Annotated in this window: 27 protein-coding genes; 18 read left to right on the plus strand and 9 right to left on the minus strand. The window is 67.3% G+C overall.

All coding sequences use genetic code 11. The features are described from left to right. The first annotated feature begins 8 nt into the window (after window positions 1-8). Genes ribD through ribA form a run of 9 tightly spaced genes read left to right on the plus strand, consistent with a single transcriptional unit; the run spans window position 9 to window position 6,556 of the window. Window positions 9-1,223, plus strand: coding sequence for a bifunctional diaminohydroxyphosphoribosylaminopyrimidine deaminase/5-amino-6-(5-phosphoribosylamino)uracil reductase RibD (gene ribD / locus F595_RS0103355; RefSeq protein WP_265596737.1), 1,215 nt, complete (start codon window positions 9-11; stop codon window positions 1,221-1,223). A gap of 10 nt (window positions 1,224-1,233) precedes the next feature. Next, on the plus strand, window positions 1,234-1,908 hold the full coding sequence (locus F595_RS0103360; RefSeq protein ID WP_022955461.1) for a riboflavin synthase: 675 nt from the start codon (window positions 1,234-1,236) through the stop codon (window positions 1,906-1,908). Continuing rightward, on the plus strand, window positions 1,895-2,257 hold the full coding sequence (locus F595_RS0103365; protein WP_022955462.1) for a hypothetical protein: 363 nt from the start codon (window positions 1,895-1,897) through the stop codon (window positions 2,255-2,257). Before F595_RS0103360 ends, F595_RS0103365 begins: the two co-directional genes overlap by 14 nt. A gap of 19 nt (window positions 2,258-2,276) precedes the next feature. Beyond that, a complete protein-coding gene (gene ribBA, locus F595_RS0103370) occupies window positions 2,277-3,380 on the plus strand; it encodes a bifunctional 3,4-dihydroxy-2-butanone-4-phosphate synthase/GTP cyclohydrolase II (protein ID WP_022955463.1) in 1,104 nt (367 codons plus the stop codon). A gap of 41 nt (window positions 3,381-3,421) precedes the next feature. Next, window positions 3,422-3,895: a 6,7-dimethyl-8-ribityllumazine synthase gene (gene ribH, locus F595_RS0103375; protein WP_022955464.1), complete on the plus strand. Its 474-nt coding sequence runs from the start codon at window positions 3,422-3,424 to the stop codon at window positions 3,893-3,895. Between the two features lie 3 nt (window positions 3,896-3,898). Then, window positions 3,899-4,339: a transcription antitermination factor NusB gene (nusB, locus tag F595_RS0103380; protein ID WP_022955465.1), complete on the plus strand. Its 441-nt coding sequence runs from the start codon at window positions 3,899-3,901 to the stop codon at window positions 4,337-4,339. A gap of 29 nt (window positions 4,340-4,368) precedes the next feature. Then, window positions 4,369-5,415, plus strand: a complete 1,047-nt coding sequence (gene thiL / locus F595_RS12540; RefSeq protein WP_022955466.1) for a thiamine-phosphate kinase — start codon at window positions 4,369-4,371, stop codon at window positions 5,413-5,415. Further along, window positions 5,372-5,905 (plus strand): phosphatidylglycerophosphatase A family protein, encoded by a 534-nt coding sequence (locus tag F595_RS0103390; RefSeq protein WP_022955467.1) that lies wholly within the window; start codon window positions 5,372-5,374, stop codon window positions 5,903-5,905. The genes thiL and F595_RS0103390 overlap by 44 nt, the downstream gene beginning before the upstream one ends. 51 nt (window positions 5,906-5,956) lie before the next feature. Next, window positions 5,957-6,556 (plus strand): GTP cyclohydrolase II, encoded by a 600-nt coding sequence (gene ribA / locus F595_RS0103395; protein ID WP_022955468.1) that lies wholly within the window; start codon window positions 5,957-5,959, stop codon window positions 6,554-6,556. 7 nt (window positions 6,557-6,563) lie between these two features. Here the strand turns inward: ribA and F595_RS12545 are convergent, their stop codons facing one another. The 5 genes from F595_RS12545 to F595_RS12550 form a co-directional block, all read right to left on the minus strand. Then, window positions 6,564-7,013 carry a CBS domain-containing protein gene (locus F595_RS12545; RefSeq protein WP_022955469.1) on the minus strand — a complete coding sequence of 150 codons (450 nt, stop codon included), beginning with the start codon at window positions 7,011-7,013 and terminating at the stop codon, window positions 6,564-6,566. Window positions 7,014-7,150: 137 nt separating this feature from the next. Continuing rightward, the gene (gene dxs, locus F595_RS0103405) at window positions 7,151-9,070 is read right to left on the minus strand and encodes a 1-deoxy-D-xylulose-5-phosphate synthase (protein WP_026913185.1); all 1,920 of its coding nucleotides are present in this window, start codon (window positions 9,068-9,070) and stop codon (window positions 7,151-7,153) included. Between the two features lie 50 nt (window positions 9,071-9,120). Continuing rightward, complete coding sequence (locus tag F595_RS0103410; protein WP_022955471.1) at window positions 9,121-9,996, minus strand: polyprenyl synthetase family protein; 876 nt, start codon at window positions 9,994-9,996, stop codon at window positions 9,121-9,123. After that, window positions 9,989-10,237: an exodeoxyribonuclease VII small subunit gene (locus F595_RS0103415; protein ID WP_022955472.1), complete on the minus strand. Its 249-nt coding sequence runs from the start codon at window positions 10,235-10,237 to the stop codon at window positions 9,989-9,991. Before F595_RS0103415 ends, F595_RS0103410 begins: the two co-directional genes overlap by 8 nt. Window positions 10,238-10,318: 81 nt before the next feature. Next, window positions 10,319-12,412: a TonB-dependent receptor gene (locus F595_RS12550; RefSeq protein ID WP_022955473.1), complete on the minus strand. Its 2,094-nt coding sequence runs from the start codon at window positions 12,410-12,412 to the stop codon at window positions 10,319-10,321. 113 nt (window positions 12,413-12,525) lie between these two features. Between F595_RS12550 and F595_RS0103425 the strand changes: the two genes are divergently transcribed. Together F595_RS0103425 and F595_RS12555 are read left to right on the plus strand one after the other, a co-directional pair. Then, window positions 12,526-13,008 (plus strand): hypothetical protein, encoded by a 483-nt coding sequence (locus F595_RS0103425; protein WP_022955474.1) that lies wholly within the window; start codon window positions 12,526-12,528, stop codon window positions 13,006-13,008. Between the two features lie 26 nt (window positions 13,009-13,034). After that, on the plus strand, window positions 13,035-13,739 hold the full coding sequence (locus F595_RS12555) for a TetR/AcrR family transcriptional regulator (protein ID WP_022955475.1): 705 nt from the start codon (window positions 13,035-13,037) through the stop codon (window positions 13,737-13,739). Here the strand turns inward: F595_RS12555 and mtgA are convergent. Beyond that, window positions 13,705-14,400, minus strand: a complete 696-nt coding sequence (mtgA, locus tag F595_RS0103435) for a monofunctional biosynthetic peptidoglycan transglycosylase (RefSeq protein WP_022955476.1) — start codon at window positions 14,398-14,400, stop codon at window positions 13,705-13,707. The two genes, F595_RS12555 and mtgA, sit on opposite strands and share 35 nt — an antisense overlap. 4 nt (window positions 14,401-14,404) lie before the next feature. After that, on the minus strand, window positions 14,405-15,406 hold the full coding sequence (locus F595_RS0103440) for a class 1 fructose-bisphosphatase (protein WP_022955477.1): 1,002 nt from the start codon (window positions 15,404-15,406) through the stop codon (window positions 14,405-14,407). A gap of 192 nt (window positions 15,407-15,598) precedes the next feature. On the opposite strand from F595_RS0103440, the gene mscL reads away from it, so the two are divergent. From mscL to F595_RS0103475, 7 genes are all read left to right on the plus strand, one after another. Continuing rightward, on the plus strand, window positions 15,599-16,018 hold the full coding sequence (mscL, locus tag F595_RS0103445) for a large-conductance mechanosensitive channel protein MscL (RefSeq protein ID WP_022955478.1): 420 nt from the start codon (window positions 15,599-15,601) through the stop codon (window positions 16,016-16,018). Between the two features lie 8 nt (window positions 16,019-16,026). Continuing rightward, a complete protein-coding gene (locus tag F595_RS12560) occupies window positions 16,027-17,463 on the plus strand; it encodes a patatin-like phospholipase family protein (RefSeq protein WP_022955479.1) in 1,437 nt (478 codons plus the stop codon). 131 nt (window positions 17,464-17,594) lie between these two features. Then, entirely contained in the window at window positions 17,595-18,692 is a 1,098-nt protein-coding gene (locus F595_RS0103455) for a ferredoxin reductase (RefSeq protein ID WP_026913188.1), read from the plus strand. Window positions 18,693-18,717: 25 nt separating this feature from the next. Continuing rightward, window positions 18,718-19,851, plus strand: coding sequence for a fatty acid desaturase family protein (locus F595_RS12565; RefSeq protein WP_022955481.1), 1,134 nt, complete (start codon window positions 18,718-18,720; stop codon window positions 19,849-19,851). A gap of 28 nt (window positions 19,852-19,879) precedes the next feature. Continuing rightward, window positions 19,880-21,091: an esterase/lipase family protein gene (locus F595_RS0103465; RefSeq protein ID WP_022955482.1), complete on the plus strand. Its 1,212-nt coding sequence runs from the start codon at window positions 19,880-19,882 to the stop codon at window positions 21,089-21,091. Window positions 21,092-21,181: 90 nt separating this feature from the next. Continuing rightward, entirely contained in the window at window positions 21,182-21,823 is a 642-nt protein-coding gene (locus tag F595_RS0103470) for a DNA-3-methyladenine glycosylase I (RefSeq protein WP_022955483.1), read from the plus strand. Between the two features lie 59 nt (window positions 21,824-21,882). After that, window positions 21,883-23,133 carry a hypothetical protein gene (locus tag F595_RS0103475; protein ID WP_156873779.1) on the plus strand — a complete coding sequence of 417 codons (1,251 nt, stop codon included), beginning with the start codon at window positions 21,883-21,885 and terminating at the stop codon, window positions 23,131-23,133. Window positions 23,134-23,154: 21 nt separating this feature from the next. On the opposite strand, the gene F595_RS0103480 is transcribed toward F595_RS0103475, so the two are convergent. Together F595_RS0103480 and F595_RS0103485 are read right to left on the minus strand one after the other, a co-directional pair. Continuing rightward, a complete protein-coding gene (locus tag F595_RS0103480; protein WP_022955485.1) occupies window positions 23,155-24,048 on the minus strand; it encodes a transglutaminase family protein in 894 nt (297 codons plus the stop codon). Continuing rightward, complete coding sequence (locus F595_RS0103485; RefSeq protein ID WP_022955486.1) at window positions 24,049-26,520, minus strand: circularly permuted type 2 ATP-grasp protein; 2,472 nt, start codon at window positions 26,518-26,520, stop codon at window positions 24,049-24,051. Window positions 26,521-26,554: the final 34 nt, after the last annotated feature.

The raw sequence follows: 26,554 nt of genomic DNA on the forward strand, positions 1-26,554 counted from the left end.
CGTCCGGGGTGTTTTCCGCGCAGGATCATCAGCACATGGCAGCAGCCATGCGCCTGGCCGGGCGCGGCCTGTTCACCACGCATCCGAATCCGCGCGTGGGCTGTGTCATCGCCCGGGGCGACCGTGTGCTCGGGCAGGGTTTCCATGTCCGGGCCGGCGAGCCGCATGCCGAGGTGCATGCCCTGCGCGAGGCTGGCGAGGCGGCGCGTGGCGCCACGGCCTATGTCACGCTCGAGCCCTGCGCCCACCACGGTCGCACGCCGCCCTGTGCCGATGCCCTGGTGCGGGCTGGCGTGACGCGCGTGGTGGTGGCCTGCCTGGATGCCAATCCGCTGGTGGCCGGGCAGGGCGTGGCGCGCCTGCAGGCTGCCGGCATCACGGTGGATGCCGGGCTGCTGCGTGATCAGGCCGAAGCGCTCAATGCCGGCTTTCTGCGCCGCATGCGCGGCGGACTGCCCTGGCTGCGTGCCAAGGTGGCCAGCAGCCTGGACGGACGCACCGCGATGGCTTCCGGCGAGTCGCAGTGGATCACCGGTACCGAGGCGCGTCGTGACGTGCAGCGCTGGCGTGCCGCCAGCAGCGCCCTGATCACCGGCATCGGCACCATTCTTGCGGACGATCCGGGGCTCATCGTGCGCCCGGGTGACTGGCTGGATGCACGCCCCCTGTGCCCGGACCGGGACGACGCGCCGGAGAGCTGGTCGCCAGCTGACGTGCGCCAGCCGCTGCGGGTGATTCTTGACACCGAGTTGCGTCTGCCCTTGACCGCGCGCGTGCTGCACCTGCCGGGTGATACGCTGGTGGTGACCTGCGGCGAGCTGCTGCGCAGTGGCGACGACCTGGTTGCTGCCCTGTCCGGCACGGATCCGGTGCGCGCCGAGCGTGCTCGCGCGCTGGCGGCGGCCGGTGCGCAGCTGCTGGCGGTACCGGCGGATGCCGCCGGCAGGCCTGATCCGGTGGCCGTGCTGCAGGAGCTTGCTGCCCGCGGCCACTCCGAGGTGCTGCTGGAGGCCGGTCCGACCCTGGTCGGCGCCTTCCTGCAGGCTGCCGTGGTGGATGAGGTGGTGCTTTACCAGGCGCCGATGCTGCTCGGTTCCGAGGCACGGCCACTGGCCAGCCTGCCGCTGCAGCGCATGGCCGAGAGCCTGCGCTTCCGGGTTGCGGACCAGCGCTTTGTCGGCAGCGATGTGCGCTGGCTGCTGCGTCCGCAGCCAGTCGAATAAGGAGACGGGAATGTTCACAGGCATCATCGAGGCCGTCGGGACGGTGCGGCGCATGGAGCCGCGCAATGGCGACCTGCGCCTGACCGTGGCGGTCGGCAAGCTCGACATGAGCGACGTCAAGCTGGGCGACTCGATCGCCACCAACGGCGTCTGCCTGACCGTGGTCGAGCGTGGCAGTGACTGGTATGTCGCCGACGTGTCGCGCGAGACCGTGCAGCGCTCCACGCTGGCATCGTTCACGGTGGGTCAGCGCGTCAACCTGGAGAAGGCACTGACGCCGACCACCCGATTGGGTGGTCACCTGGTCAGCGGTCATGTCGACGGCGTCGGCGAAGTGCTGTCGGTGCAGCCGGATGCGCGTTCCATCCGCTACCGCGTGAAGGCGCCGGACGAGCTGGCGAAGTACATGGCGGAGAAGGGCTCCATCACCACCGATGGCATCAGCCTGACCATCAACGCGATTGATGGTGCCATCTTCGATCTCAACATCGTGCCGCACACGGTGCAGGAAACCAACATCAGCGGCTGGGCGCCGGGCGTGCGTCTGAATCTGGAAGTCGATATTCTCGCGCGCTATCTGGAGCGCCTGCTGCTCGGCGAGCGTGCGGCGCAACCGTCGTCTGCGGCGGGCAGTGGCGGCATCACCCTCGCCATGCTGCAGGAAAACGGCTATGGCCGGCGCTGAGAAAGCGTTACTGCCGGCACTGCTGCTGGCACTGCTGCTGGCGACGCCGGCGATGGCGGCAGACTTTGCCCAGGCCCGTGAGGAGCGCTTCATGCAGGCCTGCCTGAGTGATGCCACGGTGGCGGCCGGTCAGCGCCAGGCCCTGTGCAGCTGCATCCGCGATGCCTTTGCCTATGGCGGCCAGACCAGCTTCGGCCTGACCGACGTGCTGGCCCTGGATGTGCGTGACTGGGAGGCGCCGGATCGGCGCCTGCCGCGAGATGCCCTCGGGCTGGAAGTCCGGCGTGTGCGCCACGCCTGTTTGCGTGCTCTGGATGCGCCTGCGCCATCCCGAGTCATTACCCCATGATCTGCGAGACTGAACGCGCATGAAACTGAATACCGTGGAAGAGTTGATCGAGGACATCCGCCAGGGCCGCATGGTCGTGCTCATGGATGACGAGGATCGCGAGAACGAGGGTGACATCGTCATGGCGGCGCAGTTCTGCCGTGCAGAGGACATCAACTTCATGGCGCGTTTCGCGCGCGGCCTGATCTGCATGCCGATGACGCGTGAGCGCTGCCAGCAGCTCGATCTCGGTCTCATGGTGCAGAACAACGGCTCCGGCTACGGCACCAAGTTCACGGTGTCCATCGAGGCCGCCACAGGGGTCACCACCGGCATTTCCGCGGCCGACCGTGCCCGCACCGTGCAGGTCGCCGCCGCCCGTGATGCCAGGGCCTCCGACATTGTCCAGCCGGGTCACATCTTCCCGCTCATGGCGGAGCCGGGCGGCGTGCTGCATCGCGCCGGTCACACCGAGGCGGCCTGCGATCTGCCGCGACTGGCCGGCCTCGAGCCGGCCGGGGTGATCTGCGAGATCATGAACGATGACGGCACCATGGCGCGCCGTCCCGACCTCGAGCAGTTTGCCGAGCAGCACGGTCTCAAGATCGGCACCATTGCCGACCTCATCCATTACCGCATGGTCAACGAGAAGACGGTCACCTGCGTGCTCGACAAGCCGCTCGCCACCGCCTTCGGCGATTTCCGCATGCGTGTCTATCGCGAGGCCGGCAATGACGCCACCCATGTCGCCCTGGTGCGTGGCGAGCTCGCCACCTGTGCCTTGCCGACGGTCCGTGTGCACGCCTTCAATCCCATGCGTGACCTGCTGCAGGCCTCGTTCCACGGACGTGTCGGCTGGAGTCTGAACAAGAGCCTGTCGGCCGTTGCCGAGGCCGAGGCGGGTGTTGTCGTGCTGCTCGGGCAGGACTTTGCCTCGCGCGACATGCATGACCAGATCGAGGACTTCTTCGCCAATCGCATCCGTACCGCGGAGTCGGCAGGCATGTACCGCAACATCGGTGTCGGCTCGCAGATCCTGCGTGATCTGGGCGTGCGCAGGATGCGCCTGCTCAGTTCGCCCCTGAAGTTCAACGCACTCTCCGGCTTCGGTCTGGAGATTGTCGAATACGTGGCCACGGAATAACCGTCGTCGCCACTTTCCACTCCCTGCAACGAGGAATCATCATGAGTCAGATCAAGACCCTGGAAGGCACCTTCCAGAATGCCGACGCCCGCTACGCGATTGCCGTTGGCCGCTTCAACAGCTTTGTCGTCGAGTCCCTGCTCGATGGCGCCCTGGACGCCCTCAAGCGTCATGGCGTCAGTGACGGCAACATCACCATCATTCGCGTGCCGGGTGCCTGGGAGCTGCCGCTGATCGCCAAGAAGCTGGCCGGTTCGGGCAAGTACGACGCCATCATCGCGCTCGGTGCCGTGATCCGTGGTGGCACGCCGCACTTCGACTATGTTGCCGGCGAATGCGCCAAGGGCCTGGGTGTGGTGTCGCTGGATTCCGGCCTGCCGGTCAGCTTCGGCGTGCTCACGGTCGACTCCATCGAGCAGGCCATCGAGCGCTCCGGCACCAAGGCCGGCAACAAGGGTGCGGATGCCGCCATGGTCGCCATCGAGATGATCTCGGTGCTGAAGGCGGTGGGCTGAGTCATGACCCAGTCTGCCGGTCCCACGCCCTCGGCGCGCCGCAAGGCTCGCCGCTTTGCGCTGCAGGGCCTCTACGAATGGCAGCTCTCGGGCAATCCGTCCTGGGAGATCGAGGCGCGTTATCGCGTCGAGAACGCCATGCACAAGGTCGATCTCGACTACTTCCATGCCCTGCTGCACGAAGTGCCTCGCCATGCCGAGGAGCTGGATGCCCTGTTCACGCCGCATCTGGATCGTGCCTTCGGCTCGCTGGATCCGGTCGAGCTGGCCACCCTGCGCATCGGCACCTACGAGCTCAAGTACCGTGTCGACGTGCCGTATCGCGTGGTCATCAACGAGGGCATCGAGCTCGCCAAGACCTTCGGGGCGGCCGAGTCGCACAAGTACATCAACGGCGTGCTCGATACGCTGGCGCCGATGCTGCGTCCGCATGAGCGCGACTGAGCATGGTGGCATGACCGCTGCTGACAGCCATGGCGCGTGACGAGTTCGACCTGATCGGTCACTTCTTCCGTCGTGACACCGGGGCGGCACCCTGGCTGCAGCTGGGCATCGGCGATGATGCCGCCCTGCTGCAGCTGCCGCCGGGCGAGAGCCTGGCGGTAACCACCGATACCCTGGTTGCCGGGCGCCATTTTCCGCACCATGCCGACGCCTTCGACATCGGCTGGAAGGCGCTGGCGGTGAACCTGTCGGATCTCGCCGCAATGGCGGCGCGTCCGCTCGGGGTGACCCTCGCGCTGACCCTGCCCGAAGCTGACGAGGCCTGGCTCGGCGCGTTCAGCGCCGGCTTCTTCGCGCTCGCGCAACAGGCCGGTGTGCCACTGATTGGTGGTGACACCACGCGCGGACCGCTGTCGATCACGGTGACGGCGCTCGGTGCCGTAGCGGTCACGGATGCCTTGCGCCGGACGGGTGCCAGCGCGGGTGATCGACTCTACGTCAGCGGCTATCCCGGTGATGCCGGTCTCGGGCTGGCACTGAGCCTGTCCACGCTGCCGGAACCGGTGCGGGCCTGCCTGCCTGCCGAGGCTCGCAGCCTGGCCCTGGCAAGGCTGGCGCGGCCGACCCCCCGGCTGGCGCTGGGCCTGGCCCTGCGCGGACTGGCCAGTGCCGCCCTCGATGTATCCGATGGCCTGCTGCAGGATCTCGGGCATCTGCTGGCGGCATCCGGGGTGGGGGCCGAGCTGCAGGTCGACGCACTGCCGCTGTCGCCAGCCCTGCAGGCCTGGTGCGCCAGCCAGGATCCGCTGCAGGCAACGCGCTGGGCGCTGGCCGCCGGTGATGATTACGAGCTGCTGTTCACGGCGCCGGCACATCGCCATGACGAGATCATGGCCCTGTCGGCCAGTCTGGCGCTGCCGCTGACCTGCATCGGCGACATCCTGTCGTCAGCCGGCCTGCGCTTGACCGCGGCAGGCCGACCTTGGGAGCATGAGCTGCCGACCGGCTATCTCCACTTTTCCGGATCCTCCGATGACCAAGCACCCACCGATTCCCCGCCTGCCTCGCGCCCTTGATCTGCTAGCCTTCGGCTTCGGCACCGGACGCAGCCCGAAGGCGCCGGGCACTGCCGGCTCCGCGCTGGCGGTACTCTGGTTCGCGGCCCTGGCGAGCATGCCGCTGGCCTTCTACGCCGGCTGGGTCGTGGTGGCGGCGCTGCTCGGCATCGTCATCTGCGGCGAGGCCGCCAAGGCCATGGGCGTGCATGACCATCCCGGCATCGTCTGGGACGAGTTTGTCGGTCAGTGGATCGCGCTGATGCCGCTGGTGCCGTTCTATCACTGGGACCTGCATCATGTGCTCGCGGTGCTGCTCGGCTTCGTGCTGTTCCGTGTCTTCGACATCTGGAAGCCGTGGCCGGTGCGCTGGGCCGATCGCCGCGTGCATGGCGGCCTCGGCATCATGCTCGACGACCTGATTGCCGGGGTCATGGCTGCCATCGTGCTCTGGGCCGTGCTGCCCTGGCTGCCGGCCCCCGAGACCGGCTGGTTTGGCATAGTCCGCTAAGCCCCGGGGGTTTGCTACAATCCCGCTTCCTGTCTTCCCGGAGTGCGCCCGGTGTCATTCGATTTCGTAGCGGCCTCGCGTCTGCCCACCCGCCATGGCGAGTTCAGCATCCATGCCTTCCAGGACACGGAAACCGGCAAGGAGCACATCGCCCTGAGCATGGGTGACCTGGCGGATGGCCAGCCCGTGCTGGCGCGCGTGCATTCCGAGTGCCTGACCGGCGACGGCTTCGGCAGCCTGCGCTGCGACTGCGGCCCGCAGCTGGAAGCGGCCATGACGCAGGTGGCGGCGGCACAGCGCGGTGTCATCCTGTATCTGCGCCAGGAAGGGCGCGGCATCGGCCTGGTCAACAAGATCCGGGCTTATGCCCTGCAGGATGCCGGTGCCGACACGGTCGAAGCCAACGAACAGCTGGGCTTTGATGCCGATCTGCGTGAGTACGCGATGTGCGAGGACATGCTGCGCCACCTGGGCGTGAGCTGCGTGCGCCTGATGACCAACAACCCGCTCAAGGTGGCGGCGCTGCAGGCTCATGGCATCACGGTGGTCGAGCGCGTGCCGCTGATCACCGGGCTGAACCCGCACAACCAGGGTTACATGCAGACCAAGACCGACAAGATGGGGCACATGCTGCCTGACGGAGAGGTCTGAGCGTCCGTCAGCTGCCGAGTTCGCCCATGTGCGTCACGGCGTGGTGGGCGGCCAGCGACTGGTGGGTGAGGTCGTCCATGGCGCGCAGGATGTCGCGACGACTGATCTGTCCGATCACCACACCCAGATCATTGACCACCGGCAGACGTCGGCGATGTTCGCGCTGGAACACTTCCGCCGCGCGGAGAATGCTCTCGTCGACATGAATGGTGTCGACCGGAGCACGCATGACGTCGCTCACCAGGCCGGCGTTGCTCTCGTAGTAGCCGGCCTGGATGATCTCGGCCAGGCAGTCTGATTCCGAGAACATGCCCAGCAGCTCGCCATTCTCGATCACCGGCGCACCGGAGATGCGGTGGTTGAGCAATACCTTGATGGCCTGGTCTATGGTCATGCCCGGCGTCACGCAGACCAGCTGGGTAGCCATGTAGTCACCGACACGTATCGAATGCAGCATGAGCACGCTCCTGGCGGATGGCGGCGATCAGCCGTTCTTCCACCTTAGCGCGTTGCCGTGCGCGGTCAAGCAGGTGCCGCCAAGCGGTAGCCCGGACGGATGGCGAGGGCAGCCGATGCGTCGGCAGCGAATTGCCGTCAGAGCCCGGACAGGCGTTGACGGATGGCGTCGGCAATGCTGGTGCTGTCGAGACCGCAGTCGGCCAGCATCTGCGCCGGTGTGCCGTGCTCGATGAAGGCGTCACGAATGCCCACATGAAGCACCGGCAAGGTGATGCCGGCGGTGGCCAGGAATTCGCTGACGGCGCTGCCGGCGCCACCGGCGATGGCATGCTCCTCGACCGTGACCAGCAGGCGGTGGCTGGCTGCCAGTTCGCGCACCATGGCCTCGTCCAGCGGCTTCACGAAGCGCATGTCAGCCACGCTGGGCATGGGCAGGCCGTCGGCAACCAGCGTCGCGGCGGCTTCCTGAACGGCCTGCAGGCGGGCGCCGAAGTTCAGGATGGCGACCTCGCTGCCGCGCTGCCGCAGCCTGCCACGACCCAGCGGCACGCTGTCCAGCGAGCTGCCGGCCTCGGCGCCCGGGCCGGTGCCGCGCGGATAGCGCACGGCGGCCGGACCGGGATGCAGCCAGGCGGTATTCAGCAGCAGGCGGCATTCGAGTTCGTCACTGGGGGTGGCGATGACCATGTTGGGGATGCAGCGCAGGTAGGCGATGTCGTAGGCGCCGGCATGCGTGGGGCCGTCCTCGCCGACGAGACCGGCACGGTCTATGCCGAAGGTCACGTCGAGGTTCTGCAGGGCCACGTCATGCACGAGCTGGTCGTAGCCGCGCTGCAGGAACGTCGAGTAGATCGCCACCACCGGCTTCAGGCCTTCGCAGGCGAGGCCGGCGGCAAAGGTCACGGCATGCTGCTCGGCAATGGCCACGTCATGGTAGCGGTCCGGGTGCTCGGCGGCGAAACGCACCATGCCCGAGCCTTCGCACATGGCCGGGGTGATGCCCACCACGCGCAGGTCGCTGGCGGCGGTGTCGCACAGCCAGTCACCGAAGACATCCGAATACTTGCGCCCGGCCGGGCGCGCAGGAGCGGCCTGCTGGCGCTGGCTGGCGGGCGCGATCTTGGTGATGGCGTGGTAGCCGATGGGGTCGGCCTCGGCCGGTGCAAAGCCCTTGCCCTTGGTGGTGAACACATGCAGCAGCTGCGGGCCACGCGCCTCGCGCAGATTTTCGATGGTGCGCACCAGCTCGTCGAGGTTGTGGCCGTCGACCGGACCCACGTAGTTGAAACCTATGGATTCGAACAATGCGCCGGGCGAGTCGGTGACCAGGGTCTTCAGGCTTTCCTCGCTGCGGCGGGCGAAGTTCATCGCGGCCGGCATCGACTGCAGCACGCGCTTGCCGCCCTCACGCAGCGCGATGTAGCTCTTGCTCGCCCAGATGTGCGAGAAGTAGTTGGACAGGCCGCCCACCGCCTTGGAGATCGACATCTGGTTGTCGTTGAGGATGACCAGCATGTCGGCCTTCTGGTGCGCGGCGTCATTGAGCGCTTCGAAAGCCATGCCGGCGGTCATCGCGCCATCACCGATCACCGCGACCACCTTGCGGTCGCTGCCCGTGAGCTGGGCGGCACGCGCCATGCCCAGTGCGGCCGAGATCGAGGTCGAGGAGTGGCCGACGCCAAAGGTGTCGTAGGGCGATTCCTCACGACGCGGGAAGGCGGCGAGGCCGTCCTTCTGGCGTATGCCCAGCATGGCGTCCTTGCGACCGGTGAGGATCTTGTGCGGATAGGCCTGGTGGCCGACATCCCAGACCAGGCGATCGCTCGGGGTGTTGTAGACGTAGTGCAGGGCGATGGTGAGCTCGATGACGCCGAGGCCCGCCCCGAAGTGTCCGCCGGTCTGCCCGGTGCACCAGAGCAGGTATTCGCGCAGTTCGCGTGCCAGCTCGGGCAGGGCTTCCTCCGGCAATTCGCGCAGCTTGTCCGGCGTCGGCACCTGGTCCAGCAGCGGCGTGTGCGGACGACTGAGCGGAATTTCGTGGAACATCGGGGTCATCATCCTGATGCGGAGTGTGGGAGATTATAGCGGCAACGACGGCAGTGGCGTCAGTGGTCGCGCTGCAGCAGGAAATGCGCCAGCTCATGCAGCGGTGTGGCAGCGCTGCCCAGTCCGGCGAGCGCTGCCACGGCCTGCTCGTGCAGCGAGCCAGCCAGTACCTGCGCTGCCTCCAGCCCGAGCAGGGCGGGATAGGTTGACTTCTCCAGTGCCTGGTCGGCCCCGGCCTGCTTGCCGAGCACGGCGGTATCGCCGATCACGTCGAGAATGTCGTCACGGACCTGGAAGGCCAGGCCGAGATGGCGGGCATAGTCATCCAGGGCCTTGCGCTGGCTGGCGTCGGCACCGCCGGCCAGCGCGCCCAGCGCGACCGCGGCACGGATCAGGGCGCCGGTCTTGTGGGCATGGATCTGCTCCAGCGCGTCACGATCAATCTGGCGGCCTTCGGCGGACAGATCCAGGCGCTGGCCCACCACCATGTCGAAGGCGGCCTGTGCCAGTGTCGTGAGCTGGGCGCCGCGCACCTCGGCCGGCACGACGCTTTCACCCAGCAGCTGGAATGCCATGGCTTGCAGGGCATCGCCGGCGAGCAGGGCGGTGGCTTCGTCGAACTGGCGATGGCAGGTGGGCTGGCCGCGACGCAGGTCGTCGTCGTCCATGCAGGGCAGGTCATCGTGGACCAGTGAGTAGCCGTGTATGCACTCCACGGCGAGGGCGGCGGCATCGGCCTGTGACCAGTCGCCACCGACAGCCAGGCAGGCGCCCCAGGCCAGTGCCGGGCGCACGCGCTTGCCGCCGTTCTGCATGGCATGACGCATCGCCGCGATCAGGCGCGGGTCAAGGCTGTTGCGGGTTGCCAGCGCCTGCGCGCAGAGCGGCTCGAAGCGCTCGCGGCTGTGCTGCAGCAGGGAGGGCAGCTCAGGCATCGTCACTGGCGGGCGTGAAGTCGGCGGTGTCGACGCGCCCGTCGGCGCGCGCCATCAGCAGCTGCACCTTCTGCTCAGCCTGGTCCAGTGCCTGCTGGCACTGCCGGGTCAGCTGCACGCCGGCCTCGAAGGCCTTGAGCGCATCCTCCAGACTCAGTTCGCCGCCTTCGAGCAGGCGCACCTGCTGCTCCAGGGCGCTGATGGCCTGCTCAAAGTCGGGGGCGGTCGGGCTGCTGCTCATGACATCACTCCGTGGTCGATGCGCGAACGGTAGCGATTGCCTGCGCTGCGGTCAACGCAGGCCGGAGCGCCCGCCGTCGGCTCAGAACGGCAGGCGGATGCCGACAACCGCACCACGACCCGGAGCCGGCGCCACATCCTTGATGAAGGAAGTGGCACGACGGACCTCGGCGTTGAGCAGGTTGTTGCCGCGTACATAGAGTTCGGGGCGGCCGAGATGACGTCCCGACACCGGCAGGCGCCAGGTCAGGTCGGCGTCCAGCAGGTCGTAGCCGGCGGCCTCCGACTCGCCCAGGCTGACACGATCCTGCCGGTTGTAGCGGGTGTAGCCCAGGTTGCCAGCCAGGTCGCGGTAGTGGCCATGCACCGTGATGCCCACCCGTGTCGGGGTCTGGCGTGGCGCGTTGGCGCGGTCATCGAAGCGTCCGCGCACGGCATCGGTGAACAGGCGAACGCCCAGCTGGCCGGCAGGCTGGCGCAGCAGTGCCACGTCCACGGCCGCCTCGTAGCCGATGAAGGTGGCGGGTGTCTGGGCGTAGCGGGTGGACAGGAACTCGCCATCCGCCTCGACAACGCCGTCCTCGTCGACGCGCACGGCGTTGCCGGCGGCATCGGTGTCGACATCCAGGAAGATGTAGTCACGCGCCTGCTTGTAGAAGACGTTGGCTTCGATGTCGACACGGCCGGCATGGTGATCGATGCCGATGTCCAGGGTCTGCGCCTGCTCCCTGCGCAGGCGCGTGTTGCCGCGCTCGAAGGTTTCGGTGGCCAGGTGCGGACCGTCGGCATAGAGCTCTTCCAGGGCCGGTGCGCGTTCGGCGTGGCTGAGCGAGACCTTGAGGTGGGTGTCGCTGGCCAGATCGTGGATCAGGCCGGCCGAGGCGCTGGTCGCCGTGAAGCGGCGTGCCGGATTGTCTCCCGAGGGATCATGGCTGACCTGGTCCAGGCGCAGGCCCAGCTCGACCTTGCCGAGCCCGGTCTGGCGCTCCTCGATGACAAAAACGCCGAGGCTGTCGGTCGCCACCTGTTCGCCGGCATTCACGTAGGCTTCCTCGCCACTGGACTGGAAGCGGCGCTGGCCTGCCTGCAGGCCGAGAACGCCACGCCAGCCTTTGCGCGGCGCGTGAACCAGTTCGGCGCGTCCCTGGGTTTCGTGGTTGCGAAAGCGCGTGCCGGCCTCGCCCGGCGCCTCGAATTCGGTGTGGCGATAGCGCGCCTGGCCAAGCCGGAAGCGCAGAGACTCGATGCCCTGCCAGGGGTTGCGCCGGGTCAGCTGGGTGTCGATGCGGGTCTGCTCCAGGTCAATGAAGGGTGAACCTTCCGCAGCGCCCGGCATGCCGCCATGATCGTGCCCGCCATGTCCGGGCAGGCCGTAACGGCTCTCGAGCCGGGTCAGGGCGATCCCGGCCGAGTTGCCATCCTCGCTCGCCAGACTGTACGAGAGCGCGGTCTCGTCACTGCGGGTGAAGCTGTTGCGCAGGCTGCCATTGCCGGCGCCGGCATCGCCGTCGCGGTCGGCGAGGCCGGGAATGTCGTAGTCATCGGCGCGGGTGCGCGTGAAGTCGGCATGCAGCTGATGACGACCGCTGCCCAGATTGATGTCGCCGAACACGCCGCGCTCATTGGCCACGGTGCCGGTGAAGGCCTCCAGTTGCCCGTTCAGGCCGGGCGTGACGAAGGACGGCAGCCGGTTGTCGATGACATTGACGGCGCCGCCGATGGCGCTGTTGCCGTAAAGCAGGGTGGCCGGGCCGCGCAGGATCTCGATCTGGCGCGCGATCAGCGGATTGCTGGCGACGGCATGGTCAGGGCTGAGGTTGGACACGTCCATGGTGCCCAGGCTGTTGCTGAGCAGTTCCACGCGCGGTCCAGACTGGCCGCGGATCACCGGGCGACCGGCGCCGGTGCCGAAGTCGGTGCTGCTGACGCCGAGCTCCTGCTCCAGGGTGGCGCCGATGGTGCCGCGGCGCTTGCTGGCCAGCGACTCATTGGCCAATACGGTCACGGGTTGCACCAGATCGTCCGCCGTGCGTCCCAGCGGGCTGGCGGAGACGGTGATCTCCAGCAGCTCGCGCGCCTCGGGGGTCGGGGCGGGCAGCTCGGCGCGGGCGGGCAGGGAGGCCAGCAGCAGTCCCAGCGAGAGGGGTGTCAGGGTGAGCGGTCGCGACAAGGGCATGGCAGTATCCGGCAGTTTATCAGGTTTGCATTGTTATAATATAACACTATTGCCGGCGCTGCCTGCCATCTCGCGTTATGATGCCGGCTCATGTCACAGCGATGAGGTGCAGTGTGTCCGTGCAGCGTTATGGCGATGCCGAGCTTGATGCGATTCGCGACCAGTGCCTGCAGCGCGTCAAGCGCATGTCCTGGGTCTCGGCCGGCGCGGCCGCGATGCCGGTGCCGCTGCTTGACCTCGTGGTCGATGTCGGCGTGCTCTACACGCTGATCCCCGAGATCAATGAGCGTTTCGGTCTCGCCCCCGAGCAGATCGATGCCATGTCCGAGCCCAGCCGTCTGCAGGTCTGGAAGCGCCGTGCCGAGCGCGGCAGCGCCCTCATCGGCATGGTCATCACGCGGACCCTGATCCAGCGCAGCCTGCAGTCGTTCTGGATCCGCATCGTCACCCGTCAGGTGGCCAAGTTCATTCCGCTGGGCGGGCAGATCATTGCCGGCGCCATGGGCTACTGGGTCATGCGCCAGCTTGCCATGCGCCATGTCGACGATTGCTACGAAGTGGCGGCGGCTGCGCGCGGCCTGCAGCCTCGCCGCTGACCCGCCATCTGAACAGGAGCCAGGCCGTGACCACGACTTCCACCCGTTCCCCGCGCGCGCCGCGCGCCGCCGCCACGGACAGCGGCCGCCGCTACCGTGGCGTCAGCGAGGAAGTGCGCCGGGCCGAACGCCGGCAGCGCTTCATCGATGCCGGCCTCGACGTGTTCGGGGTGCGTGGCTATCACAATGCCACCGTGCGCAGCATCTGCGCCTCGGCCGGGCTGACCGAGCGCTATTTCTACGAATCCTTCGAGAACAGCGAAGACCTGCTGTGCAGCGTCTACGAGTTCTGCGTCCAGCGTCTGCGCGAGCGCGTGCTGTCGTCGCTGCTGGTGGGGGCGGGTGGCGATGTCGAGACAATGGCGCTGACCGCGCTCAAGGCCTTCTTTGCCGCCATGCGCGAGGACCCGCGCATTGCCCGCATCCTGTTCATCGAGGTGCTGGGCATCAGCGAGCGCGTCGACATGCTGTACCGGGTCACCATCGAGGACTTTGCCGCCCTGCTGATCCAGGTGGCGCATCCGCTGGCGCTGCAGCAGCTGCCGTCACCCCTGCAGCCGGATCTGCTCGCGAATGCCCTCATCGGCTCCATCATCGCCACCGCGTCACGCTGGGTGCTGACCGACTTCGAGGCCGACCTCGACGGCATGACCGCCAATGTTCACGCGGTCTTCGTCGGCACCTTGCGCTACCTGTCTAGCGTGGCGGTTGCACCAGACGCATGCGCTTGAGGATGGTGCCGGTGCGGCGCTCCAGGTAGCGGGTGCTGCCGCGCTCGTCGTAGAAGCGCGGACGCGGAATCATCGCTGCCAGCCGTGCCGCCTGCCGAGGTGACAGGTTGGCCGCTGACACGCCGAAATGGTGGCGTGCGGCAGCCTCGGCGCCATACACGCCATCGCCCCATTCGATCACGTTGAGATAGATCTCGAAGATGCGCCGCTTGCTCATGGTCTGCTCCAGCATGACCGTGATCGCCGCCTCCTGGGCCTTGCGCCAGGGCGTGCGACGCCCGTTCAGGAACAGGTTCTTGGCCAGCTGCTGACTGATGGTCGAGCCACCCGCGACCAGTCGTCCCTTCTTCAGGTTGCGCTCGAAGGCATACTGGATGCCTTCCCAGTCAAACCCGTTGTGCTGCATGAACAGGCTGTCCTCGGCCGCCATCACGCTGCGTTTCAGGTGCCGCGAGATCTTCTCGTAAGGCACCCAGCGCTGCTTCAGCGTGGCGTCGGGGTCTTCCTCCTGCAGCACGTCCAGGCGCGCGGCCATGAAGGCGGTCTCGACCGGGTCGAACTTGATCCACCACAGCACATGGGCGAGGTACCACAGCTGCAGTGCCAGCAGCAGGCCGGCACACAGCAGGGTGATGCGCCAGAGCAGGCGGGCGAAGGACATGGCGTCAGCTGGCGTGATAGCCGGCGACGCGCTCGACTTCCTCGCGGGCGCCGAGAATCACCGCGACACGCTGGTGCAACCCGCTCGGAGCGAGGTCGAGGATGCGTTCACGACCGGTGCTGGCGGCACCGCCGGCCTGCTCGATCAGCCAGGCCATGGGGTTGGCCTCGTACATCAGGCGCAGCTTGCCACCCTTGGCGGCAGTCTTGCTGTCCAGCGGATAGAGGAAGATGCCGCCACGCGTGAGGATGCGGTGAATGTCGGCGACCATGGCCGCGACCCAGCGCATGTTGAAGTCCTTGCCGCGCACGCCGGTCTTGCCCGCGAGCAGCTCGGCGACATAGCGCTGCACCGGTGCCTCCCAGTGGCGCTGGTTCGACATGTTGATGGCGAATTCCTGGGTGGCCTCGGGAATGCGCATGCCCTCGCTGGTCAGGATGAAGGCGCCTTGCTCGGGATCCAGGGTGAAGGCGTCGACGCCGTGGCCAAGGGTCAGCACCAGCTGCGTGGCCGGGCCGTAGACCGCATAGCCGGCGGCGACCTGTGCCGTGCCCGGCTGCAGGAATGGCGTCACCCGGGTGGTGTCTGCGTCCGGGGCAGTGGCGAGCACCGAGAAGATGGTGCCGGTCAGGGCGTTGATGTCGATGTTGGAGGAGCCGTCGAGCGGGTCGAAGAGCAGCAGGTAGCGACCGCGGCTGACCCCGTCGGGAATGGGGAAGGGGTCATCCATTTCCTCGGACGCCATGCCGGCCAGGTGGCCGCCGCTGGCATGGGCATCGAGCAGCATGTCGTTGGCGATGACATCCAGCTTCTTCTGATCCTCGCCCTGCACGTTCTCGCTGCCGGCCATGCCCAGGATGCCCGCGAGGGCGCCGCGTTGCAGGGCGGCACTGATGCGTTCGCAGGTGGTCGCGGTGATTTCCAGGGTCTGGATCAGGTCGTCGGGCAGACGGCCATGGGCACGCTGTGCGTCACGCAGGTAGGCGGCGAGGGTGATGCCGGACATGAAAAGACTCCAGGTCGAGCGCGCGGGGCGCGGGGGCGTAGTCGGACTGGGCGGCAGTATAGCAGCGGCGGTCTCCGGCCGGCGCCCCGCCGAACAACGCCTAGACAGGCTGCTGCCGGCACGGAACAATGCGGTGACCCGCCGGCCACTCCGGGCCGGCTGTCGCAACGAAACCCTGGCGAGGAGCGAATAATGAGTCTGGCAAAAGAGTTCCGCGAGTTTGCGGTACGTGGCAACGTCATTGATCTGGCGGTTGCTGTCATCATCGGTGCCGCGTTCGGCAAGATCGTGTCGTCGTTTGTCGGTGACCTGGTCATGCCGCCGATCGGCCTGCTGGTTGGCGGTGTCAACTTCAGCGATCTGGCCATCACCCTGAAGGCTGCCGAAGGCGATGCCCCGGCGGTGCTGCTGGCCTATGGCAAGTTCATCCAGGCCGTGTTCGACTTCATCATCATCGCCTTTGCCATCATGATGGCGGTCAAGGGCGTCAATGCGCTGAAGCGTGCCGAGCCGGCCCCCGAGCCTGCCCCGGCCGCTGCTCCGGAGCCCACGGCCGAGGAAAAGCTGCTCACCGAGATCCGTGACCTGCTGCGCAAGCAGAACGCCGGCTGAGCCTGCCCATGAGCATCCTGCCGACCGAGACTGCACGCCTGCGCATCAAGCGCATGGAGGCGGCACTGATCCGCAGCCACCTTGCGCGTCCGGACGTGCTGCCGGCAGCTGATTACGAGCTCTTGCGCTATGCCCTGGTGCTGGCGCGTCTGGAGCGCTTCCTGCCCGGCGCTGCCGGTCCCCAGGGGCGCAAGGACGCCGGCAGGCAGGAAATCGAGCTGCATGGCGAGCCGCTGGACGTGCTGCGCCAGGTGCTGCTGGATCAGCTCTACGGGCCGTTGCGCGAACAGCGCAACGTGATTCTGCGCCTGGCCCAGGTGCGCCAGCAGATCGACAGCGTGCGCGTGGCGCTGAAGAGCGCGCGTCACGCCCTGCTGGCGGCGCATGTCAACGATTTCTCGGCCGCCGAGCTCGATGCCGAGGTCTGCCACAAGGTGCTGGTGCTGGCACCGGGTGGTGGTGGCGGCTCGGGCTATGTCTACATCGGCTTCGTGGCACGACTGCGCGAGGCCGGGCTGGCACCGTCCTACATCGTGGGGGCTTCCATTGGTGCCTTGCTGGGCGGCCTGATGGCGCGTGACCGCGAGCCGGATGTCGAGGCGCTGATGGCCTGGGCCAAGGGCCTCAAGGTGCGGCACATCTTTGCCCAGCCCAAGGTGGGCAGTGCGCTCAGCCTGCCGGGACTGGTGCGGCTGCATCTGCGCGGCATGGACAAGATGCTGTGTCACCCTGACGGGTCGCCGTTGCGCATCAAGGATCTGGCGGTGCCTTATGACGCCATGATCGCTGGCGTGCGCATGTCAGCCTATGCCGACATGCCGCAGTTGCCGCAGCGTCGTTCGCACCTGCTCGGCATGCCGTTGCAGATTGCCGAGCGCATGGTGCAGCTGATCAGCTACTTCAATCCGCAGGTGACCAAGGAGCTGGTGCTGGGACGCGACGAGCTCACGCGCGAGCTGCGTGTCGTGGATGCCATCGGCCTGTCTTCCGCCATCCCGGGCGTGCTGCAGTATGCGCCCTGGCGCGAGGACCCCCAGAGCATGGCCATCCTCAAGACGCTGCGCGAGGAGCACGGCCTGTTCGCCTTCATGGATGGCGGCACCGTGGCCAACGTGCCGGCGCGAGCGGCCTGGGAAGGCGTCGAGTCCGGACGCATCGGCACCCGCAATGCCTACTATGTCGCGCTCGACTGCTTCCACCCGCAGTGGGGCGCCGGCCATACCTGGCTGTTCCCGGTCACGCAGATGATCCAGTCCCAGCTGACCGCCCAGCGTCGCTACTACGACTGGCTGCAGCGCTTCGAGCCGACCCCGTCTCCGGTCAACCTGCTGCCCTCCGACGAGGTCTTCGACAAGGCCTTCCAGTGGGGCTGGCAGCAGGCCGAAGTGGTGCTTCCGCAATTGCAGGAGGCCTTGCGTCCGTTGCGGCTGCCGGTTCTGGACTGATGCTGTCGCCCGGATCCGGTGCCGGCGTGCAACGGATCCGGGTGAACACATAATAATTTAGTGAACATGTGTTGACTGTTGTGATGTACGTATGTACTCTGAGTGTGTAGTCGTTCACTTGGAGACGCATCATGTCGTCGCAATTTGTACTCAAGCCCTTGTTCAACCGCACCGTCAAGTCGGTCCTGGGCGCCTCATTCGTGGATTTCTGGGCCGCCGAGCTCGGATCCGACCAGCGCGTCGAGCGCACCATTGCCCGCGTCGTCGCACGCTGGATGGAAACCGCTGACACCGTCACCCTGGTGCTGCAGCCGAACAGCAACTTCCCGGGTTTCCAGGCCGGTCAGCACATCAATCTCACGGTCGAGGTCGATGGCGTTCGCCACACCCGTTCCTACAGCTTCAGCGAAGCGCCGAGCAGTGCCGGCCTGATCGCCATCACCGTCAAGCGCGTTCCGGGCGGCCGTGTCAGCAACCACCTGGTCGATTCGGTGCAGGTCGGTGACCGTCTTGAGCTGGCCAGTCCCTTCGGCGACATGGTGCTGCCGGTGCTCAAGGGCGATGAGAAGTTCCTCTTTCTCGCGGCCGGCAGCGGCATCACCCCGCTGATGAGCATGATCCGCGAGCTCGCCAAGCAGGGCATGCCGGCCGATGTGGTCCTGATGTACTGGGCCCGCAGCCGCGAAGACCTGATCTTCGGCAAGGAGCTGCAGGAACTGGCTGCCCGCCATCCCCGCCTGCGTGTGCAGCCGGTGGTGGAGCAGGCTCCGGCCGAACCGGCTGGCGAGCTGATGGGTCGCCCGAGCCAGGAGCAGTTCGCGGCTACCGTCGCCGATCTGTCCGAGCGTGCGGTCTTTGTCTGCGGTCCGACCGGCTTCATGAAGGCGGTGGCGGCGATCTGCGAGGAGAAGGCTGCGGCCTTCCACGCCGAAGCGTTCACGCCGCCGGTGTTCGTGCCGACCGAAACGGCTGCCATGGTCAAGCTGACCCTGAGCAAGTCGCGTCGCGAAATCACCGTGCCCGGCGGCATGCCGCTGCTGGACGCCCTCGAGGCACAGGGCATCAAGCCGCGCTCTGGCTGCCGCATGGGCATCTGCAATACCTGCGCCTGCGGCAAGTCCGGTGGCGTCACGCGCAATCTGCTGGACAACAGCGTGTCGGTTGACGACACCGCCAGCCTGCGCATCTGCGTGAGCGTCGCCGTCGGCGACCTCACCCTCGACCTGTAACGCCAGACGAGTCCGGAGACCTGTCATGACACAATTCACCGCAAGCAAGAGCCGTACCCTGACCGCCGCCGAGATCGAAGCCTTCGGCGCCGAAGTCGAGGCCCTCAAGCAGAAGCATCTGGCTGATGTCGGCGAGAAGGACGCGCAGTACATCCGCAACATCGAGAAGGCCGTGCGCTACACCGAGATCGCCGGTCGCGGTCTGCTCATGGCCGGCATTTTCCCGCCTGCCTTCGTGGCCGGCGCGACCCTGCTCGGCGTGTCCAAGATCCTCGACAACATGGAGCTGGGCCACAACGTCATGCACGGTCAGTACGACTTCATGCAGGACCCGCGCTTCGAGGGCCAGACCTTCGAGTGGGATACCTGGTGCACGGCCGACAACTGGCGCTACAGCCACAACTACATGCACCACACCTACACCAACGTGCTCGGCAAGGACCATGACATCGGTTACGGCGTGCTGCGCATCTTCCCGGAACAGAAGTGGGAGCCGCGCTTCCTCGCCAACCCGCTGATGGCCACCGTGCTGGCGGTGTTCTTCGAGAACCTGCTGGCGCTGCAGACGCTGGAGACCGAAAAGGTCTTCGCCGGCGAGAAGACCTGGAAGGAGTGGTTCAAGCAGGGTCGTCCGACCTTCCGCAAGGCCGGACGCCAGATGGGCAAGGACTACGTGTTCTTCCCGCTGCTCGCCGGTCCGATGTTCCTGCCGGTGCTGGCGGGCAACTTCACCGCCAACATCATGCGCAACCTGTGGACCTTCACCATCATCTTCTGCGGCCACTTCACCGAGGATTCGGAAGTGTTCGCCATCGAGACGCTGGAAAACGAGACCCGCGGCCAGTGGTACCTGCGTCAGATGCGCGGCTCCGCCAACCTCACCGGCGGCAAGCTGTTCCACATCATGAGCGGCAACCTCAGCCACCAGATCGAGCACCACCTGTTCCCGGAAGTGCCGGGCTGGCGCTACGCCGCGATGTCGGAAGAGATGCAGGTGATCGCCAAAAAGTACGGCCAGAACTACAACAAGGCGCCGCTGTGGAAGCAGTTCGGCACCGTGGTCGGTCGCATCCTGCGCCACAGCCTGCCGAGCACGCCGAAGGCGGCACCGGTGCTGCTGGCCAAGAACGACACGGCCGGTCTGGCACAGGCCGCCTGACGGCCAACGCGACGGAGGCCGGATCGTCATGCAGATTCAATCCATCGTGGTGCCGCCGATGGCGGCACGCCAGCCGGACTGGAAGACCTGGCTCTGGGGCGGGCAGGGCGTGACCCATCTCGCCCTGCATGCCGCTGCCGAGATCACCGATCTGGTCACCGAGATGCATGGCACCATCAACCAGGTGCCGCTGCCCATCGGTGCGCCGCCGCCGGCGCCGCGTCTGTCGGCGCCCTGGCCCTACCGGCTGGTGTCGCGCATCTTCCGTACCGCTGCCGGCCTGCTGGTGCGTCTGCCTCTGCAGGCCGACCTCAAGCAGTCCAATCCGCTGGCCTTGCCGATGCTGAGTGCCGCCAACGGCGTCTTCGGCGACAAGCTGGAGGCCTGGCAAAGTCCGCTGGCGCTGGGCATGACCTTGCGCGCCGCTGACAGCGAGGCCCTGGCCTGGTCGCAGCTGGCGCAGTCACCCAAGGCGCGCGTGGCGCTGTTCGTGCATGGCCTGTGCCTGAGTGAGCGCGAGTGGCAGACCCCGGCCCAGCGTGACTTCCAGGTGGTGCTGCAGCAGAAGGGCTGGTGCACCGGCTACCTGCGCTACAACAGCGGTCGCGCCATCTGGCGCAACGGCGCTGATCTCGCTGACTGGCTGGAGGAGGCGCTGGCCGCCCACCCGGTGCGCGAGCTGGTGCTGGTCGGACACAGCCAGGGCGGTCTGCTGATTCGCAGTGCCTTTGCCCATGCCGAAGCCAACGGGCAACGCTGGCCCGAGCGCGTCAGTCATGCCGCCTACGTGGCCACGCCGCACCAGGGTGCGCCGCTGGAGCGTCTCGGCAACCGTGCCAACGTGCTGCTGGCGATCTCGCCCTACACGCGTCCCTTCATGCGTCTCGGCAACATTCGCAGCGCCGCCATCAAGGATCTGCGCTTCGGTCTCATCACGGCCGCCGAGTCGGCGCTCATCGATGACAGTGCGCACGAGGATCCGCGCGAACTGGCGCAGCCTCTGCCGGACCATGTGCATCACCTGTTCATCGCGGGCGCACTCGACATGGCCGCTGCCCGCAACTGGATCGGTGACGGTCTGGTGCCGCTGGAGAGCGCGCTGGGTCTGCATGACGATCCGCGTCTGCTGCTGGATGCGCCCTCGCTGGCTCGTGTCGACCTGGCCAATGTCGATCACATGGCGATCCTCGGTGATGTCCGTGTCTGGGACGCGCTTGCCGACTGGTGGTTCAGCCGCTGAGTCGCCGCACTCGCGTCGCGGCGGCTGCCATGACGATTCCCTGCGCGTCATGCTTCAATGTCCGTGATGCGGAATGGACAGGGGAGTGTCATGGCACTGGAACTTCTTCATGGCGCCGACGGGCAGCCACGCTGCGGCTGGTGCGGCAGCGATGCCCTGTACCAGGCCTATCACGATCACGAGTGGGGCATGCCGGTCGACGATGACCGTCGCCTGTTCGAGAAGCTCTGCCTGGAGTCGTTCCAGGCCGGGCTGAGCTGGCGCACCATCCTCGGCCGGCGCGACGGCTTCCGTGCCGCCTTTCATGATTTCGACTGGATCGAGATGGCGCGCATGGGCGACGCCGATGTGCTTCGCCTGCTGCAGGACCCCGGCATCATCCGCCATCGCGGCAAGATCGAGGCGGTTCTGCACAATGCGCGCTGCATGCAGGAGCTGCTCGCGCGTGAAGGCTCGCTGGCGGCCTTTGTCTGGTCCTTCGAGCCGGATCCCGCCAGCCGTCCGGCCGCCGTCACCGTGCCCTGGCTCTGTGCCAACACCACCAGTCCGGCCTCGGAGGCCATGGCGCGCGAATTGCGCAGGCGCGGCTGGCGCTTTCTCGGACCCACCACCGTTCATGCCTTCATGCAGTCCATGGGTCTCATCAACGACCACCTCGACGGCTGCCATGCGCGAGCGCGCGTGACGCAGGCGCGAGCCTCGTTCCGGCCGCCGACCGCCCGGTCGTCGTGACCGCTGCCACGCTGGCCGGGTTTGCCGTAGGCTGAGGCTTTGCCGCCTCGGAGTCGCCCATGTCCGCATCAGCCCCGTCGTCATCGTCTTCCGTTGCCGTGCAGGCGGTTCTGGACCTGCTGGCACAGGCACGCTATGCGCAGGCCATCGCGGCGCTGCGCACGGCCGTGCAGCAGGACCGTCGCGTGCTGGCGGATCCTGCCATCAAGCCCTGGCTCGGGCGGCGCTGGCGCAACCTGTTCCTGCAGGCAGCCACTGCTGACCGGCGTGCGGTCAGGGTCGCCCATGGCCTGCGTGGCCTGGTGGGCAAGCGGCGTCCGGTCATGCAGCAGCTGGGTGAGCGATTCCTGCTGCAGGCCACGGCAGCGGACTGGGACAGCCACCTGCCGCCGGCACAGCTGCCAGCCGGCCCGCGGCCCACGCTGGTGTTCTGCCCGGGTTTCCTCAATGGCCTGCTGCCTGTGCATGCCTTCGAGCCGGAGCTGCGCGACCTGCAGGATGCCGGCTGGCCGGTGCTGTGTGCCGATGCGCATCCGGTGCGCGGTTGCGAGGCCAATGTCAGCGACTTGCTGGCGGCGGTACGCGAGGGCCGGGGTTTCCTGCCGGTGCCGGGGCAGGGGGCTGATGTCGAGCTGGTCAGCGGTCCGCCACCGGGCGACATGGTGCTGATGGGCTACAGCAAGGGCAGCCCGGACATTCTCTGCCTGCTGGCGGCGCATCCCGAGCTGCGGTCACAGGTGAAGGCGGTGTTCACCTGGGCGGGCGCGATCGGCGGCTCGTTCACCGCCAACAAGATTCATGACCTGATCCGTGGTCTGCCACTGGATGCGGTGACGCAGCATCTGCACGACTTCCTCAGCCTGCTGCTGCCTGGCATCACGCGCAAGGGCACGCTGCGGCGACTCGACGAATACGCCATCAGCGAGGCCGTGGCCAGCCTCACCACGCATGAGCGCGAGGCCTTTCTGCAGCGCCACGGTGCCGCGCTGGACGCGCTGGCCATCCCGTTCTTCAACGTCACCGGCGCTACCAGCCTGTTCGAGGTGCCGACGTTCCAGATGGCGGATTATCTGGCCCTGGCCAAGGTCGATCCCGACAACGACATGCAGGTGACGCAGCAGCAGTCGCGACTGGACCTGCCCATGGCCAGCCATCTCGCGACCTTGCACGGACATCACTGGGACATCGCCTATCCGCCATTCCCGCGCAAGCTGCGTCTGACCACGCCGAATCTTGATCATCCGTTTCCGCGCCATGCCGGTCTGCTGGCCAATCTCCAGCTCACGGTCGAGCTCGGGCTGGCAGGCTGAGGCACTGCGCAGGCCGGCGGGTCAGCTGCCGGCGTCATCCAGCGGCAGCACGGTGACCTCCACCTCCAGGGTATGGGCGCCGCCGCCGACGATGACTCCGCGCAGCGGCGTCACGTCACTGAAGTCCCGGCCCCAGCCCAGGGTGATGTGCTGGCAGTCAGGAAGCACGCCGTTGGTGGGATCGAAGTCGGCCCAGCCATTGTGCGGGCACCAGACCGACACCCAGGCATGCGAGGCGTCAGCACCGATCAGGCGTGGCTGACCGGGGGGCGGGCTGGTCAGCAGGTAGCCGCTGACATAGCGCGCCGGCAAGCCCAGCGAGCGCAGGCAGGCGATCATCAGGTGGGCGAAATCCTGGCAGACGCCGCGACGCCGCTCCAGCACCTCCTGCAGAGGGGTGCCGATGTGGGTGGCATCCGGGTCGAAGCTGAAGTCACGGTGAATCTTTGCCATCAAGGCCTGCGCCCCGGCCAGCACCGGCGTGTCGGCGGGGAAGCAGTCGCGCGCGTAGCCGGCGAAGTCATGCTTGATATGCACATGCGGCGATTCATGACGAAACGCCAGCACCTCAAGATGCGCCTGGGTGCCACGATGGTAGCGGCAGGCAGCCACCACTTCCTGCCAGGGCAGGCTGCTGTCCGGATCGATCCGGGCGCGTGGCAGCACCTCGACATGCAGCTCGGTGGTGATGATGAGCTGCTGATGCGGCTGTGACAGTTCGAGCAGGGTGCAGGGGTTCCCGAAGTGATCCTGCTGCTCGCTTTGCAGCTGCGGGTGCGGCTGGATGTACAGACTGCCGCCGAGCAGGCGCTGCCAGGGCAGTGCGCGCGGCTCCACATGCAGCAGCTGCTGTGACAGCGAGACCATCTGGCTGTATGCGTAGCGGGTTTGGTGGGTGATGCGGTATTCGGCCATTCAGGTTGACACCAGACTGCGCGTGAGGCGGGTGACGTGGGCGAAATACTGCAGGGCGATGCCGTCTGCCAGCTGCCAGCCGGCGTGCTGGATGTCCTGCAGCAGCGCGGCGGTGCGCGTCAGCGAGTGCTGCAGACGGGACGGATCGCCGAGGTCGCTTTCGATCACGCCCAGATCCAGCGAGTGCAGCTGGGCGCTGAGCCGCTCCAGCGGCTGGCGATCACGGCTGCCGGTGCTTTCCAGCATGCGCAGCAGCTGGCGCAGCTGGAAGCACACCGAGTGCGGATTGCCGGGGTCTAGCAGCAGAAGGTCCAGCACCGGAATCAGCTGTGGCGTCGACAGGTAGCGACTGCGGTAGGTGATGTTGCTGTCGGCGACCTCGAGCAGCCACTCCAGTCCGGCCTGGTTGGTGCAGCCCGGACTGGCAAGGGCGCCAGCGTGCAGGGCGCTCAGATGCTGCAGGCGCTCGATGCCGCGACCCAGCATGAGAAAGCGCCAGCTCTGGTCCTGGGTCATGTCGTCCAGCGCGAAGCCGGCGAGGGCGGTCAGACTCATCAGCAGGCGGTCGAGGAAGGCCAGTGCTTCGCCCGGTTCCAGGCGCTCCGGCAGCAGGCTGGCGCCTTCGCGCTCGAGCTCGACGATGGCGCTCCAGTTCTCCTGCGACAGGCGGCTGCGCACTTCCGAGGCGGCGCCGGTGAGTCCGCTCAGCGTCATCGACAAGGTCAGGCCTTCGCCATGCAGGCCGCCCAGCAGGCTGTGCTGCAGTTCGCGGTCCGCGTCGAAAAGGCCTTGCCGACGACCATGCTGCAGGGCCAGCAGCAAGCCGGTGGCGCGGTCCGGATCGGCCTCGAGATGGCGATCGAGCGCGGAGCGTATCAGGCGCGCCTGGTTGTCGGCACGTTCGGCATAGCGACCCAGCCAGAACATGTTCTCGGCCACCCGGGACGGCAGGAAGGGATCGTGACGCAGGAGGTCGCGCACGCCGAGCGAGCGGCTGCGCGGGATGTCGCTGCGCTGGCTGTGGCTGAAGCAGACCCAGGTGTCCTTGCTGGTACCACCGCGCTGCATGGACACCACGCGATCGTCCGGGCTGCCGGCGACGCGGGTCAGGCCGCCCGGCATGACGGCATAGCCCTGCTCGCTGGCGACGGCATAGACGCGCATGCCGGTGGCGTGGTTGATGAAGCGTCCCTGGTCCGGATGCCAGACCGGCGTATCGGCCAGCTGCATGCGCTCCTGGGCCAGATAGGCATAGGGGCGCTGGCGGATGCGTTCGCGCAGGCGCTCCAGTTCGGCGGCGGAAAGATCGGGTCCGAATACCGGCTCGAAACGCTGGGACGGAAACGCGGGCTTGATCACCAGCTCGGACAGACGCTTGAGGGCGGCCTCCATCACGGGCGGCTCGCCGCACCACCAGGTCGCCAGCGAGGGCAGCTGCAGCGGTTCGTCGAGCAGCCGTTCGCAGGCGCGCGGCAGGAAGCCGAGCAGTCCCGGTGATTCCAGCACGCCGCTGCCGAGCGCGTTGGCGACCAGCACCTTGCCGGCGCGCACCACCGAGAGCAGGCCGGGCACGCCCAGGGCCGAGTCGCTGCGCAACTCCAGCGGGTCGCAATAGTCATCGTCGAGGCGGCGCAGGATGGCATGCACCCGCTTCAGGCCCTGCAAGGTCTTCAGGTAGACGTGAGGCTGGCGCACGCTGAGGTCATGGCCCTCGACCAGCGGGATGCCGAGATGGCGCGCCAGATAGACGTGCTCGAAATAGGTCTCGTTGTAGCGGCCCGGCGTGAGCAGCACGATCAGTGGCGTATCGCCGTCACTGGGGGCATCCCGGCGCAGGGTCTCGAGCAGGGTCTGGAAGGTGCCGGTCAGTGACTGCACGCCCAGCTCGCGGAACAGCGCGGGAAACGCGCGCGCCACCACCTGGCGGTTTTCCAGGGCGTAGCCGGCTCCGGATGGCGCCTGGGTACGGTCGGTCATCACCCACCAGCGGCCGTCCGCGGCGCGCGCCAGGTCGACGCCATAGACCTGCAGCCAGCGTCCGCCGGCGGGCTTGGTGCCGACGCAGGGCCAGAGAAAGTTGTTGTGTCCGTAGACCAGTTCGGCGGGCAGCAGACCCTCGTGCAGCAGGCGTTGCTCGCCATAGAGGTCGGCCAGCACGCGATCCAGCAGGCGCGCGCGTTGCGCCACGCCGGCTGCGATCTGCTGCCATTCGGCGGCGGGCACGATGTTGGGCACGGCACCGACGCGCCAGCTGCGATCGGGGCCCTGGCTGTCACCGTAGATGTTGTAGGTGATGCCGTTTTCGCGCACCTGGCGACTGACCAGGTCAGCGCGCAGCTGCATCTGCTCCCGGTCCAGGCTGCCCAGCGTGGCGGCAAAGGCCTGCCAGTGCGGCCTCACCGTGCCGTCCGCCGTGAAGATCTCGTGATAGCGATCCGCACGCGGTCGCAGGCTGGCTAGCAGATCGGTCATGACATCCTGGGGGCTGGTTTGGCCGAACCGGCAT

This window comes from Perlucidibaca piscinae DSM 21586, from assembly GCF_000420045.1.
Lineage (GTDB): Bacteria > Pseudomonadota > Gammaproteobacteria > Pseudomonadales > Moraxellaceae > Perlucidibaca > Perlucidibaca piscinae.